Source organism: Pseudomonas sp. 43A (genome assembly GCF_013363935.1).
Lineage (GTDB): Bacteria > Pseudomonadota > Gammaproteobacteria > Pseudomonadales > Pseudomonadaceae > Aquipseudomonas > Aquipseudomonas crudilactis.
In genome coordinates this window covers 3,815,796-3,830,999 of sequence record NZ_CP054880.1, presented here as the reverse complement: position 1 = coordinate 3,830,999, position 15,204 = coordinate 3,815,796, and the positions used below count along the sequence as shown (strand labels likewise).

The following is a 15,204-nucleotide window of genomic DNA, read 5'->3' as shown; positions in this document are numbered from 1 at the left end:
CGCATCACTGCGTTGCCCGCCGCGTGGATTCTGTGGATCGCCACAGGGCCGTAGCCTTGGCAGCACTTTCCTGAACTCAATGAGGTGTCATCATGCTCACGGGCAATCCAGCCGTTTCGGCCAGCGCCGAGCAGCCAACTTCACTCTCCGGCCTGATGGTCGCGTTCCTGGCATTTTGCTGTGGCGCGGTCGTGGCCAATCTTTATTACGCACAGCCGATCGTCGAACTGATTGCACCGCAGATCGGTCTGTCCAGCGCCAATGCCAGCCTGATCGTTTCGCTGACGCAGTTTGGTTATGCACTGGGCCTGTTACTGCTGGTGCCACTGGCCGACCTGATGGAAAACCGTCGGCTGGTGGTCGGCTTCACGCTAGCGGCGAGCGTCACGCTGTTGTGCGCCGGGCTGACCCATTCACCGTCGATGTTCCTGGTGTTGTCTTTGCTGATCGGCCTGACCTCGGTGGCCGTGCAAATCCTGGTGCCGCTGGCGGCGCACCTGGCGCCCGAGGCCAGCCGTGGCCGCGTTGTCGGCAATATCATGAGCGGTCTGCTGCTGGGGATTCTGTTGTCGCGGCCACTGTCGAGCCTGTTGGTTGAAGTGTTCGGCTGGCGCGGGGTGTTTTACAGCGCGGCGGCCCTGATGGCGGTCATCGCGCTGATCACTGCGGTGGCGCTGCCGCGTCGGCTACCGACGCATAAAGCCACCTATGCTGCGCTGATCGGTTCGGTGTTTGCCTTGGCCCGGCGCTATCCGCTGCTGCGTCAGCGCTCGCTGTATCAAGGGCTGCTGTTTGCCAGCTTCAGTCTGTTCTGGACCCTCGCGCCGATTGAACTGATGCGTCACCACGGCTTCACTCAGGCACAAGTCGCGATCTTCGCGCTGGTCGGTGCGGTGGGTGCCATTGCCGCGCCGATTGCCGGACGTCTGGCCGATGCCGGGCATGGTCGTCGCGGCACGCTGGTCGCATTGCTGCTGGCGCCGGTTTCGCTGCTGATCGCCGCACTTCCGGGCAGCGGCTATGTCTGGCTGGTGGTGTGTGCGGTGCTGCTGGATTTTGCCGTGCAATTGAACATGGTACTCGGCCAGCGAGAGGTGTACGCCCTCGATCCCCACAGCCGTGCGCGCCTTAACGCCGTGTACATGACCAGCATTTTCGTCGGCGGCGCGCTGGGGTCTCTGGTTGCGAGCCCGCTGTACGAGCACTTCGGCTGGAACCTGTCCGCCGTCGCGGTGGCGCTGCTGCCAGCGCTGGCGCTCGGGTTGTTCCTGAGCCGCAAGGCCGATGTCTGAACATCCGGCAAGTGCGGGCGAGCACGGCGGCACAAGACGAAGGGCGAACAGTGATGCACAATCATCCGCGTTCCCTCTCGACCGGACCCCGCTTATGGACAAGTTGCTGGCATTGAAGATGTTTGTGGAAACCGTGCGCTGCGGGGGCTATTCCTCGGCAGCGCGCAAACTCGGGATATCCACGTCGTCAGTGACACGGCAAGTGGCCGGGCTGGAGCACGAGCTGGGCGCGAGCCTGCTCAATCGCACCACGCGCAACACCAGCGTGACCGTTGCCGGCCAGACCTATTTCGAAAAAGCCGTGGCGATTCTCGACGCGATCGACGAAGCCGATGCCGTTGTCGCCGATCGCGGCGCCGAAGCGCAGGGCCGTCTGCGCATCAGCGTGCCGGTGGAGTTCGGCCGGCGCCTGATCGCGCCGCACCTGAGCCGCTTGCTTGAGCGGCATCCGGGTCTGGAGATCAGTCTGTCGCTGAGCGATCAGGTCAGCGACCTGCTCAGCGAGCAGATCGATGTTTCCGTGCGGCTCGGATCGTCGGTGGTCAGTGAAGACATCGTCAGCAAACGCGTGGGGCATTTCGAGCGCTGGGTGGTGGCCAGTCCGGCGTATCTGGCGCGTAGCGCGGCGCTCTGTCATCCACGGGATTTGCTGGAGCATCAATGCCTGCGTTTCGATTACGGCGGCACCCACCAGCACTGGACCTTTCAGAATGAAGACGCGCCCATTCAGCTCAACGTCCACGGGCGCCTGCAAAGCAACAACGCCGACATCCTGCGCGAAGCCGCCATCGGCGGCGGCGGAGTGACGCTGCTGGCTGACTGGCTGGTCCGTGACGACGTCGCAGCAGGCCGGCTGACCCGTTTGCTTGAGCACTACGAGGTCAATCCCGGCAGTGCCAGCACGTGCATCAACGCCTTGTATTTACCCAATCACCGAGGCTCCAGCCGGATCAATGTGTTTATCGATTTCCTCATGGAAATTCTCAGCCCGTCGCCGGCACCCGCAGCGTGACCCCTGCGGCTCAACGGCGCCCGGTCCGCGTACTGACATCAACCCAAACCGCCAACACCAAGATGCTGCCCTTGACGATCATCTGCCAATAGCTGTCGACGTCGAGCATCGACATGCCGTTGTCGAGGCTGGTGATGACCAGCGCGCCGAGGAGGGCGCCGTACACCGTTCCGGAACCGCCGCGCATGGAGGTGCCGCCGATAAAGCAGGCGGCGATGGCGTCGAGTTCGCCCATGCTGCCGGCCGAAGGTGAACCGGCGGCGAGGCGCGCGGTATTGACCACGCCGGCGAGGGCGCACATCACGCCCATGATCCCGAAGATCCACAGCTTAACCGCCTGCACATTGATCCCGGACAGGCGCGTCGCTTCCATGTTGCTGCCCACGGCATACACGCGCCGACCGAACACGGTCTGACTGGTCACGTAGCTGAACACGCCCAGCAGTATCAGCAACAGCAGGACCGGCACGGGAATGCCGTCATAGCTGTTGAGCGTCTGTACAAAACCGGCGAGCACGGCGCCGATCACCAACACGCGGATGACATCACGCACCAACGAATGCGCCGCGAGGCCGTGCAGGGCGCGATTGCGCCGTTGTTTCCAGGTCAGGAACACCGTCAGCGCAAACAGCAAAATGCCCAGGCCAGTGCCGATCGCGTGGGGCAGGTAGCCCTGGCCGATGTAAACCAGCTCCGGCGATACCGGCGCAATGGTCGTGCCACCGGTAATCCCCAGCAGAATCCCGCGGAACGCCAACATGCCGCCCAGACCGACGATGAACGAAGGAATGCGCAAGTAAGCCGTCATGTAGCCGTTGGCGAGACCGATCATCAGGCCACACAGGGCGACCAGACTCAGATTCGCCAGCAGCGGAATGTGGTAGACCACATCAAGAATGGCCGCGAGACCACCGAGCAGGCCCAGCAACGAGCCGACCGACAAATCGATCTCGCCGCTGATAATCACCAGCACCATGCCGCAGGCGAGAATCCCGGTAATGGACATTTGCCGCAGCAGATTGGACAGGTTGCGCGGAGTGAGGAATCCGCCCTCAGTCTGCCAGCTGAAAAACAGCCAGATCAGCACCACGGCAAACACCAGCGCGAGCATTTTGTAGCGGGTGAACAGTTGTTTGACCTGATTCATTTACGCGGTTTTCCGATCATTATTGTTATGGCTGCCAGGCTGGCTGAGGGCGGCGGCGAGCACCTGTTCCTGGGTGAGTTCATGGTTGATGAAGTCGCCACGCAACTGACCTTCGCCGATCACCAGCACGCGGTCGGAAACACCGAGCACTTCGGCCAGCTCCGACGAGACCATGATGATCGACACGCCGGCGGCGGCCAGCGCGCCCATCAACTTGTAGATTTCGTATTTGGCGCCGACGTCCACGCCTCGGGTCGGCTCGTCGAGAATCAACACCCGGGGTTTGGCCAGCAGCATCTTCGCCAGCACGGCTTTTTGTTGATTGCCACCCGACAGGCTGGTGATCGGCAGGAACGGGCTGGCGGTTTTGAGGTGCAGGCGCGAAATTTCCTTATCGATGCTGCCCAGTTCAGCTTCGGCGTCGATGCGGGTCAGTTTTGAGTAGTTGTCCAGCACGGCGAGGGTGATGTTCTGGCCGACGCCCAGATCGGGAATGATGCCTTGACGCTTGCGGTCCTCCGGCACCAGGCACAGGCCGGTACGGATTGATTTGAGCGGCGTGCGGGTGTCGATGGGTTGCCCGTCCAGCCAGACTTCGCCCTCGTGGCGACCGGGGTAAGCGCCGAACAGCGCGGTCACCAGTTCGGTCCTGCCGGCGCCGACCAGCCCGGCAATGCCAAGGATCTCGCCGCGTTTGAGGACGAAGGAAATATCGTCGACCCGTTTGCGCTTGGGGTTGTCGACGTCGTAGCAGGTGATGTGCCGGGCCTCGAAAATCACCTCGCCAATATCGTGTGGTTCGCTGGGGTAGAGGTTGCTCATTTCCCGCCCGACCATCTGCGTGATGATCTGCGCAATGTCCATGTCGGCCATGGCGGTGGTGGCGATGTGTTTACCGTCGCGGATTACCGAAATGGTGTCGCACACGGCGGCCACTTCATCGAGCTTGTGCGAGATGTAGACGCAGGCAACGCCCTTGGCTTTGAGGTCGCGGATGATGTCCAGCAACACCTCGATTTCCGAACGGCTCAAGGCTGATGAAGGCTCGTCGAGGATCAGCAGGCGGGCCTTTTTGTTCAGGGCCTTGGCGATTTCCACCAGTTGCTGATAGCCGCCGCCGTACTGCGAAACCGGCAGCGACACGTTCATATCGGGGACTTTCAATTCGCGCATCAGGGCTTCGGCGTGGTGAATCATCGCCGGGTAATTCATCCGTCCGCCGGGCAGTGTCAGCTCGTGGCCCATGAAAATGTTTTCGGCCACCGACAGGTCGGGCACCAGCGTCAGTTCCTGGTGAATGATGACGATGCCGGCAGCCTCCGTTTCACTGATCGATTGCGCCCTGAGCGGCTGACCGTCCCAGAAGATTTCGCCGTCCCAGGTGCCGTGCGGGTAGACCGCCGAGAGGATCTTCATCAGCGTCGACTTGCCGGCGCCATTCTCGCCGCACAGGCCAACGCATTCACCGGGCCTGACCTTGATGTCGATGCCGTTGAGCGCTTTGACACCGCCGAAGGTTTTGACGATGCCGTTCATTTGCAGCAGATAGTCGGACATGGACAGGGCTCGTATATCAAAGACTCACACACCACGAAACCTGTGGGAGCGGGCTTGCTCGCGAAAGCGGTGGTTCAGCTGGCATCGATACTGAATGTGCTGCCGTCTTCGCGAGCAAGCTCGCTCCCACAAGGGTTTTTCGCATTACCGGAGATCACTTCCCGGCAATTTGCGCCTTGGTGTAGAAGCCGTCCTGTTCGAGCAGGTCGATGTTGTCCTTGGTCAGCGGGGTTGGCGTGAGCAGGATGGTGTCGACTTTTTTGCTGCCGTTGTCGTACTGCGAGCTGAAGGCGGGTTTTTCGTTGCGTGCCAGTTGCACCGATAACTTGGCCGCTTCGCTGGCGATCAGTTTCAATGGCTTGTACACGGTCATGGTTTGCGTGCCGGCGATCACTCGTTTGACTGCAGCAAGGTCGGCGTCCTGCCCGGAAATCGGCACCTTGCCGGCCAGTTGCTGCGCCGCCAGTGCCTGAATGGCGCCGCCCGCCGTTGCGTCGTTGGAAGCGACGATGCCGTCGATTTTGTTGTCGTTGCGGGTCAGGGCGTTTTCAACAATGCTCAGCGCTTCGGTCGGGTTCCATTCCTTCACCCACTGTTGGCCGACGATCTTGATATCGCCCTTGTCGATGGCCGGTTGCAGCACTTTCATCTGGCCTTCACGCAGGATCTTGGCGTTGTTATCGGTGGGCGCACCACCGAGCAAAAAGTAATTGCCCTTGGGCGCCGCTTTCAGGACGCCGCTGGCCTGCATCTCGCCAACTTTTTCGTTATCGAAGGAAATATAGGCGTCGACATCGGCGTTGAGGATCAGGCGATCATAGGACACGACTTTGATCCCGGCCTTCTTCGCTTCAGCCACCGCGTTGGTCAGCACCGTGGCGTTGAACGGCACGATGACGATGACGTCGACGCCCCGGGAAATGAGGTTTTCGATCTGCGAAATCTGTTTTTGCTCGTTGGCATCCGCCGATTGCACGAAGACCTTGGCGTCCATTTTTTCGGCCGCCGCGACGAAATAGTCACGGTCACGCGACCAGCGCTCCAGGCGCAGGTCATCAATGGAGAAACCGATTTTCGGGTGGGCTGCGTCAGCCATTACCGGCAGTGACAGCAGCGCCAGGGCAGTGGCCAGTAGCGTGCGTTTTACGTTCTTCATAGTGGGGCGTCCTTTTATTGTTGTTGGAAAGACACGGCCTGACGATGAGTATCGGGCTGGTAAAACTGTAGAGAATCCGCAGACGCCGCAGGCACAGAATTGTCGTGCAATTGTCACAGCGTCGAAGCGCCGGCAGATTCTCGTAGCGATCAGCGATAGAGGTAGCGGTTGACGATGTTCTCGAGCATTTCCTGGCGGCCGCTGACGGCTTGCGGGTTCAACTCGTTGGTGAACGCGTGTTCGGCCAACGATTCAAGGTTGAAGTCACCCGCCATCACCGCCTGCCCGAACGGCTGCTTCCAAGCGGCGTAGCGTTGATCCTTGAGCCGTTGCAGTTCGTCGTTCTGAACCATGGCCGCTGCGCGCTCCAGCGACAGGGCGAGAACGTCCATCGCGCCGACGTGGCCATGGAACAGGTCAATCTGATCGAGGCTTTGCCGACGCACCTTGGAGTCGAAGTTGAAACCGCCATTCTTGAACCCGCCAGCCTTGAGAATTTCATAGGTGGCCAGGGTCATTTCTTCGACGCTGTTGGGGAATTGATCGGTGTCCCAGCCGTTTTGCGGATCACCCCGGTTGGCGTCGATGCTGCCGAAAATCCCCAGCGAGACCGCCGTCGCGATCTCGTGATGGAAACTATGCCCGGCCAGGGTCGCGTGGTTGGCTTCGATGTTGACCTTGATTTCGTGTTCCAGCCCGAACTGCTGCAGAAAGCCGAACACGGTGGCGCTGTCATAATCGTATTGGTGCTTGGTCGGCTCCTGCGGCTTGGGTTCGATCAGCAGGTCACCGGTAAAACCGATCTTGTGCTTGTGCTCGATCACCATGCGCATAAAACGGCCCAATTGTTCGCGTTCACGCTTCAAGTCTGTGTTGAGCAGGGTTTCATAGCCTTCGCGACCGCCCCACAACACGTAGTTGGCGCCTTTCAGGCGATGGGTCGCGTTCATGGCGCTGAACACTTGGGCAGCGGCGCAGGCGAACACTTCTGGATCGGGGTTGCTCGCGGCGCCGGCAGCGAAACGCGGGTTGCTGAAGCAATTGGCGGTGCCCCACAACAGCTTTATTCCGCTGGCTTCCTGGTGTTGCTCCAGATGATCAACCATCTGCGCGAAGTGGTTGCGGTACTCCTTCAGGGAGCTGCCTTCCGGAGCGACATCGGTGTCATGGAAACAGTAATAGTCGATGCCCAGTTTGGAGAAAAACTCGAAGGCTGCGGCTGCTTTGCCGATCGCCAATTCCATGGGATCGCCGGCGTGTTGCCAAGGGCGCTTGAACGTCCCCGCGCCAAACACATCGGAACCCGGCCAGACGAACGTGTGCCAGTAACAGGCGGCCATGCGCAGGTGTTCGCGCATGGGTTTGCCGAGGATGAGTTTGTCGGCGTCGTAGTGACGAAAGGAGAGGGGAGAATCGCTGTCTGGGCCTTCGTAGCGAATCGCATCGACATCGGGGAAATACTGCATGGACCTTGTCCTTGTTGTTCTTGGCGGTGTCTCGATACTAGCAACGGCCCCGACCCTGCTGATTATGAAAAACATCAACACGGAGTGCGATTTTGCGTATTGAGCTTCGTCGTCCACGCGCCTAGTCTGTGCAAACCGTCTCCTTGAGAAGGGGGCCTCGAACAAGCATAAAAACAATGAAAACCGTACCGCCTGTTCACCGCATCGCTTTGTTGTTCAACGGCAGCAAGATCTACGACCGTGGCATCATCAGCGGCATCGGCAACTACCTGAGCAGCACTCGGGCCTCCTGGGACCTGTTTCTCGAAGAGGATTTTCTCTGTCGCTTGAAAGGCATCGAGCGCTGGCAGGGGGACGGGATCATTGCCGACTTCGACGATCCGCTGATTGGTGAGGCGCTGGCTGATATCCAGATGCCGGTGGTAGCAGTAGGGGGCTCGTACGAGGATAAACGCGCCTATCCGAAAGCGATTCCCTACGTCGCCACCGATAACAATGCGCTGATGACGCTGGCTTACACGCACTTGATCGAGGCGGGGCTGCAGCGTTTTGCCTGCTTCAGCCTGCCGGAAGCGCAGGCCAATCGTTGGGCGCAAGAGCGCGAAAAGGCCTTTCGAAAATTGATGAAGCGCGATGGTCTGCACGGCGAAATCTATCGCGGCATGGGCACCAGCGCACCGCTGTGGGACAGCGCCGTCGAACAACTGATCGCCTGGCTGCAAAGCCTGCCCAAACCCATCGGCATCATCGCCGTCAGCGACGCCCGCGCGCGGCAGTTGCTGCAGGCCTGCCTGACCGCCGGGATTGCCGTGCCTGAGCAGGTGGCACTGATTGGCATCGACAATGATCCGTTGACCCGCAGCCTGACCCGGGTGCCGCTGAGCTCGGTTATTCAGGGCACGGAAACCATGGGCCGTACCGCTGCGCAATTACTGCACCAGATGCTGCACGGCATGCCGTCCACCGGCACACAAATCCTGATTCCTCCCGATGCTGTGAACGTGCAGGTGTCGAGTTTGCACCAGCCATTGGGCAATCCGTACGTCATGCAGGCGCTGCTGTTTATTCGCCAATATGCTTGCCAAGGCATTAAAACGGCGCAGGTGGCAGCTTATGTCGGTGTGTCGCGTTCATCACTTGAAGCGCATTTTCGTGCTGAGCGTGGTTGTAGCGTGCATGACGAGATTCTGCGTTTCAAACTGGCAGCGGCTACCAAGGGCCTGACAAGTACCGACTCGGTGATTGCCGACGTTGCGCGCAGTTGTGGGTTTAAATCCGCGCAGTATCTGCACACGGTGTTTCGCCGGGAGTTTGGTTGTACACCTCGGGAGTATCAGCAAGGGGCAGAGACGCGCTGATGTTTAAGCACGCGGTTGCAGATCACGACTGGGTTTTATGTCGTAACGAGGGAACGATTGAAGATGCGAAGAGGCAGGTGGTTGATGAGATCTACAAGGTGCAGGGGTGATTGTCGAAATGGAGACAGGTGTTGCCGCAAGGGCGCATAGCGTAATACATGATTTAACATAATATACATTACACGTAACAAGATGTTACGAGATCAGCCCGGTTGCACAGTGGATTTCAACCTGCAGAATCGCCCTGAATCCGATCCACAGCTTTTCCTTGAATTCGACGGCGCTCAACCCTCATCACGCGTCAGCTTTTCAATCAGCGCTCGATGCTGTGGGAATTGCTGTGTGAGTTTCTGCCGATCACCCATTTCCATATCGGCAAAATCAAATCCTGGCGAAACGGCTTCGCTGATCAGCCCAAATCCGTTTTCGCCTTCGAGCAACCGCGAAGCTTTCCATATTCCACTAGGTACGTGTAATTGCAAAAGCTGTCCTGCCAGAATGTCGCCGCCCATCACCAATGTCTGCAATGAGCCGTCAGCATGAATCAGGCTGTACTCAATGGCGTCGCCCAGGTGGAAATAATGCAGGATGTCGGATCGATTGAAATGAAACTGGCCCACCGGTGATTGCTGATCCAGCAGATAGTAAATCGAGGTCATCAGATACCGTGGGCCGCTGCGAGTTTCGAGTGGGTCGCGATGATCGGCTTGATAAGTTCTACGGAAATAGCCACCTTCGAGATGAGGCTGCAGATCCAACGTTCTAATAACGTCTCCAGCTTTGGCTTCATGCTTAATCATGGCCTCTTCTCCGTCGAATATGCGGATAATTTACGTTAACTCGACTAAACGACCATTTAGTGTAGTTAAACATGATTTCTAATAAATATAGGTTCATGCTCGTGCCACTGCTTTTGAAATTCACTACGCCGGTGGTATCGCCCGGCAATCATGACGGAGCCGCCCTACCCTTAATGCAAAACCTCATCAGCTGGAGTTAAAAGGCGACTCGGTGACTATCGCGCCGGTACTCCCTCGATCAAATAGACATCGGTCTTGGCTGAGCGCTGGCGGATTTTCCTCAGTTCGGTGTACTGCGCAGAGTTGTACCAAGCTCAAGCGAATACCCGGAGCGATACGCGCCAAATCTTGGGATGAGCGATTGTAGAGCCCGATGCCTTGCTCCGTTATGTAAGCGGAATGAGGACGACCAGATCCGTATCACCTATGTCGACACCCGCTTGTGAAAGCAACGTTGTCACTTGTCCGCGGTGGTGCGTCTGATGGTTGAAAAAATGCATGACCAAGCCATAAAAGCTCCTGTCAGCGGGTATTCCCTTGATGCTTGTGTAATTGAGGGTGTGATCCAGGTCCGGCTCTGCAATGGAGCGAGACCACTCTACAATTTTCTGATCAAGCCACACTCGATGTGCCGAAAGATCTCGGATATTCGAGAAAAGCAACTGGTCGAGGCTTCTGGGGGCAGGAAGCTGTTGAATCGGTGCCAGAGCCAGGTAATTGGCAGGGTGCCTGGCGAATCGCTTTAGCCAGACAGTGTCGCCGGCCACCAAGTGGTTCAACGTCCCGAGAATTGAACCAAAGAATGCTTTCCTGTCCACTGAGAGTTCTTCATCTGACAGGCTTCTGGCTGCCTCAAAAATCTTTGCGTTCATCCATTCGTTATAGTTGGCCATCAGGCAAATATGACTGGTTCGGTTCATCGTGCTCGTCCTTTCAATGGATCGCTTTGTAATCGATCCACGCTCATCTTGCATCCCAGTCCAGTGTCGCGCTTTGTTGTGAGGAACCGTCTGATCATCTATGAAAGAAGCGCTCGCAACGGAGCTGGGATGGGTACAACTTCCTTACTTTCCGGTGAGACACAAACGTGTGTGACATTCGCGGTAAATGACAGCACGCCTTCGCCTACAAACCCCTCAACCAAAAAAGTAAAAGAGTGCTCGCCCAACCTGGCCACGCCAACTTTAATAGTCATTTCGTCATCCCAGGTCACCGGAGCCAGCAACTCGACCGACATCGCACGCACTGGCGGCAATATATTAAAACTCATCACCGCTCTAAGCCCCGGCCCCCCGACCCATCTGTCGAGTGCTACACCAATGGCCTCCACAGCAAAATGTGAGAATCGCGGGGTGTAAACCACCCCTGCCGGATCACAATCTCCGAACAAAATAGTTCGACTTACGAAAACCGCATCCGGCATTAACTCCCCCTACTCGCCAACGTCAGTCCAATATCGATGAGTTCTTCTCGCTCGGCCATCAAGGGCTTCTGCCTTTGATGGCGGCGATTACCCCCACATCGGCGACTCAAAGATTTTCGCCTGGAACCTAAGCACTTAGCTGCTTAAACCAGTCCAGGCTCGCAACGGTAGTTCCAGAAGGACGGTATTCACACCCAATCCATCCGGCGTAGCCGCGCTGCTCCAGCGCCGCGAACAACGCAGCAAAGTCGATACTCCCCGTTCCCGGCTCGTGACGACCCGGGCAATCGGCAATTTGCACATGCACGGTTCTGTCATAGAACCGCGCCAGCACATCGGCTGCGTCTCCGGTCAGAAGCTGGGCATGGTAAAGATCAAGAATCAGCCCAACACTCGGGAAGGTTTCCAGAATCTGTTGTGCCTTGCTGAAGTCAGACATGTAATAGCCTGGCATCGCCTCCGCGCTGATCACTTCGATAAGCGGCCGCAGTCCCTGGTCTTCCAAGTACTTGACCGCATATTCCAGGTTGCCCGCGTAGGTTCGCTCAGCGTCATTCTGCGTGGTAACGCCCGACATGATGTGGACATCCGCACACGCTAAGGTCTTTGCGTAGCGGGCGGCCTGGAGCAACCCGTCACGAAACTCCTCTCCCCTGCCCTGTAACGCGGCGATGCCTTTGGTCACGCCAGCCGGGGCGGCGAACTGAATCAACGGCAAACTGTATTGGGCGAGATGGTCGGCAAGCAGACTGGCGTCGAATTCATACGGCGACGGGAACTCCACTGCCCGGAAACCGGCGGCTGCGGCGGCTTCGATGCGCTGCAGAAAAGGCAATTCATTGAATTGGAAACCGAGATGAGCATTGAACTTGAGCATTGGGTAATCATCCATCCTGGGAAGAAACGACATCGGTAGCCTGGAGCATCCTTCGCCGCTCCAGCACTGCACTATCGCAAGTGCGTTCAACGATTAAAACCAGGTTTCCATCTGAATACCGTATTGCCATACCCCTCCCGCCTGGAAGTCGGACATGCCAAAGGAGTCTGCAGTGCTGAACCTGTCCAGATCCGAAGACCAGTTCATGTAGCTGGCGAACACTCGCAGCTCCGGACGCGTGAGGAGATCGCCAACGTCCAGTTTGAATGTCGGGGCAACCGTGAATTTCCAGAAGTTACCATCGACCGCATTGCGTTGTAGATAGCCCTTGGGGTCGAGGTTCATGGTTTGCCAGCTCATTTCGTAGGCCATTTCGAAGTTGCTGTTGATTTTGTTGGCCAAGCGCACGTTCAGGGTCAGCCAGCGGTAGTCGTCACCTTTGACGTATCTATCCTTGCTCTGTTCGGCCAGCAAGCTGGGCCCGATGCGCCAGTCAGAGGTCAGCGGGGTCTCACCGTAAAGCGCCAGACGCAGCGCGCGGGCGTCGTCGATCAGCTCACCGTCCGAGCCAATGTTCTTGACCTCTGCCCCCAGACCCTGCCCATAGAGCAACGCCGTTTTGAAGAAGCCTTCCCTGCCGAAAAAGGTCTTCTGGTGATTGGCCAGCATGCTGTGCAAACCGGAATCCGCAGGCGTCAAACCGGCCTTGTTGGTGTGGGTGCCGAAATCGTTTTTCTTGGCACCGATGGCGTTGTACATCCACTGCCACTGGCCATCCTCGAAGAACTGGTTGGAGGTCAGGATGTAGCTTTCCACATCGGCATTGATACCGCCTTGACTGAAATCTCCGTAGCTACGCCCAATCAACGAGTAATTGGAGCGCCAATGCTGGTTCATCTGCACATCGTAAATCCCACCGCCGGTGCCGGCCAGGTAAACGACGTCGGAGTCCAGCCAGTGGATATCGAAATTATCTCTATCGAAGCGCTTGCCCGCCCACAGCGTAGCGTTTTCGAAGACTGAATTGCCTTTGAACGCAGCGACATGGTCGAGCGTGGCGAACACTTGGCGTACGTTGAGGTTGCTTTCGTCGGCCGTCCAGTCATTGGAGCTTTCCACACCGTCGGCGATGGAGACCGTGAATTTTGATCGGGTACCGTTTTGCGCGTAGATCTCTTTCGACAGGTCGATACGCATGTAGGTGTCGTCCTCGTTGCCGAGTCGCCCGACTGCCCCGCCCACCGAGCCGGCCGGGGTTGTATAAGGGCCGCCACGGCCACCACCCATCCCCTCGTCGACCAGCAATCCGGAGCGCGCATAGCCGTTGAAGCTGAATCCATCGGTGAGGTTCGCGGTACTGCCCTCCTTCTCCAGGCTTTGCTGACGGGCTTCGAGTTTTGCCAGTCGGGTATCCAGAGCCGGCGCCGAAATGGCTGTTGCGTTAGATGCGACGGGTTGCAAGGGCGGCGCCGCGCGTTTGACCTGCTGCAATTCCCGGGCAAGTGCCTGGGTCTGCTGTTCGGCCGTGGCCGCACGCTTTTCCGCTGCGCTGGCACGGGCTTCAAGTGCGGCCATGCGCTCTTCCAGTGTCGCGGCCTGAGCGGTCGCTGCGGATGTGCCGAGCACACCTGCCATTAGCCAGCCTGTTGCTTTGTGCATATGAAATCCCTGTTTTGTTTTTATTGTTGGTTGACGCAAACGGCCGTTTTTCACGTGCGTTGCGAGTTGTCGCAATCGACGAAAAAAAGGATGCCTCCTCGCAAATACGCTGCTACATTTGGCGATGTTAACGTTAACTTTTCTAAAAACAAAAATAAAGGATGCTTGATGAAACACTTGAAATCGCTCCTGCCAGTCGCATTGATCACCCTGTCTGCCGCACTGCCATCCGCCTCGAGCGCAACCGATCTGACGATCTCCTGCGGTGCGGTGGGTGCGGAGTTGCAGCTGTGCAAGGAGGCCGTCGAGGAATGGTCGAAACAGACCGGCAACAACGTCGAGGTGGTCTCCACGCCTAACTCGGCAACAGAGAGGTTGTCGTTCTACCAGCAGATCCTCAGTGCGCAGTCCACCGACATCGACATCATTCAAATCGATATGGTCTGGCCGGGGATGCTGGCCAAACACCTGCTGGATCTGCGTGAGGTGCTTCCCGCCAACGCGACCCAAGGCTACTTTCAGGCCCAGGTCGATAACGCCACGGTCAACGGCCGGCTGGTGACGATGCCGTGGTTCACCGACTCGGGGCTGCTGTATTACCGCAAAGACTTGCTTGAGAAATACAACAAGCAGGTTCCTCAAACATGGGAGGAAATGACCGCGACCGCCAGGGATGTGCAACAGGCTGAACGTAACGCCGGCAACGCCAAAGCCTGGGGTTATATCTTTCAGGGACGCGCCTACGAGGGACTTACGTGTAATGCGCTGGAGTGGATCAGCAGTCAGCCGCAAGGCGGACTGATCAATCAACGCGGCGACATCGTGGTCAACAGCCAAGCCTCAAGAGCGGCGTTGACCCTGGCGAAAAGCTGGGTCGGGGATATCTCCCCGCGTGGCGTGCTCAATTACACCGAGGAAGAAGGACGTGGCGTATTCCAGTCAGGCAATGCGTTGTTCATGCGCAACTGGCCGTATGTCTGGGCCCTGGTGCAAAGCCAGGACAGCGCCGTAAAAGACAAGGTCGGCGTCGCTCCCCTGCCCCGCGGCGGCGAGACTGGCGCGCATGCCTCCACCCTCGGTGGCTGGGGCCTGGCGGTCTCGCGTTATAGCGCCCATCCCAAACTCGCCGCCGAGTTGGTGAGCTACCTGAGCAGTGCCCAAGAGCAAAAACGTCGAGCGCTGAAAGGCGGCTATAACCCGGTGATCGAGTCGCTGTATCAAGATCCCGAGTTGCTCGCGGCCATGCCTTATTACGCTCAGTTGCACAGCATTCTCAACGCTGGGGTCATGCGCCCCGCCGCCATCACCGCCGATCGCTATCCGCGGGTCTCCAATGCCTTCTTCGATCGGGTGCATGGCGTGCTGGCCGGCGAGTTGCCCGTCGATCAGGCACTGGCCGAACTGGAAAGCGAACTCACGCGCATCAAACGCCGGAACTGGTAAGCCACAAGGAAGGA

At 58.2% G+C, this 15,204-nt stretch carries 13 protein-coding genes and 2 pseudogenes; 5 read left to right on the top strand and 10 right to left on the bottom strand.

Annotation, left to right across the window (positions count from 1 at the left end):
- The first annotated feature begins 92 nt into the window (after positions 1 to 92).
- The gene (locus HUW52_RS16810; protein WP_175554306.1) at positions 93 to 1,292 is read left to right on the top strand and encodes an MFS transporter; all 1,200 of its coding nucleotides are present in this window, start codon (positions 93 to 95) and stop codon (positions 1,290 to 1,292) included.
- 94 nt (positions 1,293 to 1,386) lie between these two features.
- A complete protein-coding gene (locus HUW52_RS16805) occupies positions 1,387 to 2,304 on the top strand; it encodes a LysR family transcriptional regulator (protein WP_016986080.1) in 918 nt (305 codons plus the stop codon).
- 10 nt (positions 2,305 to 2,314) lie between these two features.
- Here the strand turns inward: HUW52_RS16805 and HUW52_RS16800 are convergent, their stop codons facing one another.
- From HUW52_RS16800 to xylA, 4 genes are all read right to left on the bottom strand, one after another.
- The gene (locus tag HUW52_RS16800) at positions 2,315 to 3,451 is read right to left on the bottom strand and encodes a sugar ABC transporter permease (protein ID WP_007913196.1); all 1,137 of its coding nucleotides are present in this window, start codon (positions 3,449 to 3,451) and stop codon (positions 2,315 to 2,317) included.
- Positions 3,452 to 5,008, bottom strand: a complete 1,557-nt coding sequence (xylG, locus tag HUW52_RS16795; RefSeq protein ID WP_175554305.1) for a D-xylose ABC transporter ATP-binding protein — start codon at positions 5,006 to 5,008, stop codon at positions 3,452 to 3,454.
- A 154-nt stretch (positions 5,009 to 5,162) separates the two neighbouring features.
- Complete coding sequence (gene xylF / locus HUW52_RS16790; RefSeq protein WP_102899781.1) at positions 5,163 to 6,164, bottom strand: D-xylose ABC transporter substrate-binding protein; 1,002 nt, start codon at positions 6,162 to 6,164, stop codon at positions 5,163 to 5,165.
- Between the two features lie 149 nt (positions 6,165 to 6,313).
- Positions 6,314 to 7,630, bottom strand: a complete 1,317-nt coding sequence (gene xylA, locus HUW52_RS16785; protein ID WP_175554304.1) for a xylose isomerase — start codon at positions 7,628 to 7,630, stop codon at positions 6,314 to 6,316.
- Positions 7,631 to 7,806: 176 nt separating this feature from the next.
- Between xylA and HUW52_RS16780 the strand changes: the two genes are divergently transcribed.
- Entirely contained in the window at positions 7,807 to 8,988 is a 1,182-nt protein-coding gene (locus HUW52_RS16780; protein WP_175554303.1) for a XylR family transcriptional regulator, read from the top strand.
- Between the two features lie 2 nt (positions 8,989 to 8,990).
- Positions 8,991 to 9,098, top strand: a pseudogene (locus HUW52_RS30405) (thymidylate kinase); the annotation flags it as partial.
- 174 nt (positions 9,099 to 9,272) lie between these two features.
- Here the strand turns inward: HUW52_RS30405 and HUW52_RS16775 are convergent.
- From HUW52_RS16775 to HUW52_RS16750, 6 genes and pseudogenes are all read right to left on the bottom strand, one after another.
- Positions 9,273 to 9,788 carry a cupin domain-containing protein gene (locus HUW52_RS16775; RefSeq protein ID WP_016986714.1) on the bottom strand — a complete coding sequence of 172 codons (516 nt, stop codon included), beginning with the start codon at positions 9,786 to 9,788 and terminating at the stop codon, positions 9,273 to 9,275.
- Between the two features lie 215 nt (positions 9,789 to 10,003).
- A pseudogene (locus tag HUW52_RS16770) lies at positions 10,004 to 10,090 on the bottom strand (DUF1330 domain-containing protein); the annotation flags it as partial.
- A gap of 84 nt (positions 10,091 to 10,174) precedes the next feature.
- On the bottom strand, positions 10,175 to 10,708 hold the full coding sequence (locus tag HUW52_RS16765; protein ID WP_175554302.1) for a DinB family protein: 534 nt from the start codon (positions 10,706 to 10,708) through the stop codon (positions 10,175 to 10,177).
- Positions 10,709 to 10,806: 98 nt separating this feature from the next.
- Complete coding sequence (locus HUW52_RS16760) at positions 10,807 to 11,211, bottom strand: thioesterase family protein (protein ID WP_175554301.1); 405 nt, start codon at positions 11,209 to 11,211, stop codon at positions 10,807 to 10,809.
- Positions 11,212 to 11,338: 127 nt separating this feature from the next.
- Positions 11,339 to 12,088, bottom strand: a complete 750-nt coding sequence (locus HUW52_RS16755) for a hydroxypyruvate isomerase family protein (RefSeq protein WP_175554300.1) — start codon at positions 12,086 to 12,088, stop codon at positions 11,339 to 11,341.
- Between the two features lie 93 nt (positions 12,089 to 12,181).
- Positions 12,182 to 13,747: a carbohydrate porin gene (locus HUW52_RS16750; RefSeq protein WP_175554299.1), complete on the bottom strand. Its 1,566-nt coding sequence runs from the start codon at positions 13,745 to 13,747 to the stop codon at positions 12,182 to 12,184.
- Positions 13,748 to 13,915: 168 nt separating this feature from the next.
- Between HUW52_RS16750 and HUW52_RS16745 the strand changes: the two genes are divergently transcribed.
- Positions 13,916 to 15,190, top strand: coding sequence for an ABC transporter substrate-binding protein (locus HUW52_RS16745; protein ID WP_175554298.1), 1,275 nt, complete (start codon positions 13,916 to 13,918; stop codon positions 15,188 to 15,190).
- Positions 15,191 to 15,204: the final 14 nt, after the last annotated feature.

Coding starts and splice junctions, on each gene's coding strand:
- HUW52_RS16800 (WP_007913196.1), bottom strand. CDS start 3,451: ATGAATCAGGTCAAACAACTGTTCACCCGCTACAAAATGCTCGCGCTG.
- HUW52_RS16775 (WP_016986714.1), bottom strand. CDS start 9,788: ATGATTAAGCATGAAGCCAAAGCTGGAGACGTTATTAGAACGTTGGAT.
- HUW52_RS16780 (WP_175554303.1), top strand. CDS start 7,807: ATGAAAACCGTACCGCCTGTTCACCGCATCGCTTTGTTGTTCAACGGC.
- HUW52_RS16765 (WP_175554302.1), bottom strand. CDS start 10,708: ATGAACCGAACCAGTCATATTTGCCTGATGGCCAACTATAACGAATGG.
- HUW52_RS16750 (WP_175554299.1), bottom strand. CDS start 13,747: ATGCACAAAGCAACAGGCTGGCTAATGGCAGGTGTGCTCGGCACATCC.
- HUW52_RS16805 (WP_016986080.1), top strand. CDS start 1,387: ATGGACAAGTTGCTGGCATTGAAGATGTTTGTGGAAACCGTGCGCTGC.
- HUW52_RS16745 (WP_175554298.1), top strand. CDS start 13,916: ATGAAACACTTGAAATCGCTCCTGCCAGTCGCATTGATCACCCTGTCT.
- xylG (WP_175554305.1), bottom strand. CDS start 5,008: ATGTCCGACTATCTGCTGCAAATGAACGGCATCGTCAAAACCTTCGGC.
- HUW52_RS16760 (WP_175554301.1), bottom strand. CDS start 11,211: ATGCCGGATGCGGTTTTCGTAAGTCGAACTATTTTGTTCGGAGATTGT.
- HUW52_RS16810 (WP_175554306.1), top strand. CDS start 93: ATGCTCACGGGCAATCCAGCCGTTTCGGCCAGCGCCGAGCAGCCAACT.
- HUW52_RS16755 (WP_175554300.1), bottom strand. CDS start 12,088: ATGCTCAAGTTCAATGCTCATCTCGGTTTCCAATTCAATGAATTGCCT.
- xylF (WP_102899781.1), bottom strand. CDS start 6,164: ATGAAGAACGTAAAACGCACGCTACTGGCCACTGCCCTGGCGCTGCTG.
- xylA (WP_175554304.1), bottom strand. CDS start 7,630: ATGCAGTATTTCCCCGATGTCGATGCGATTCGCTACGAAGGCCCAGAC.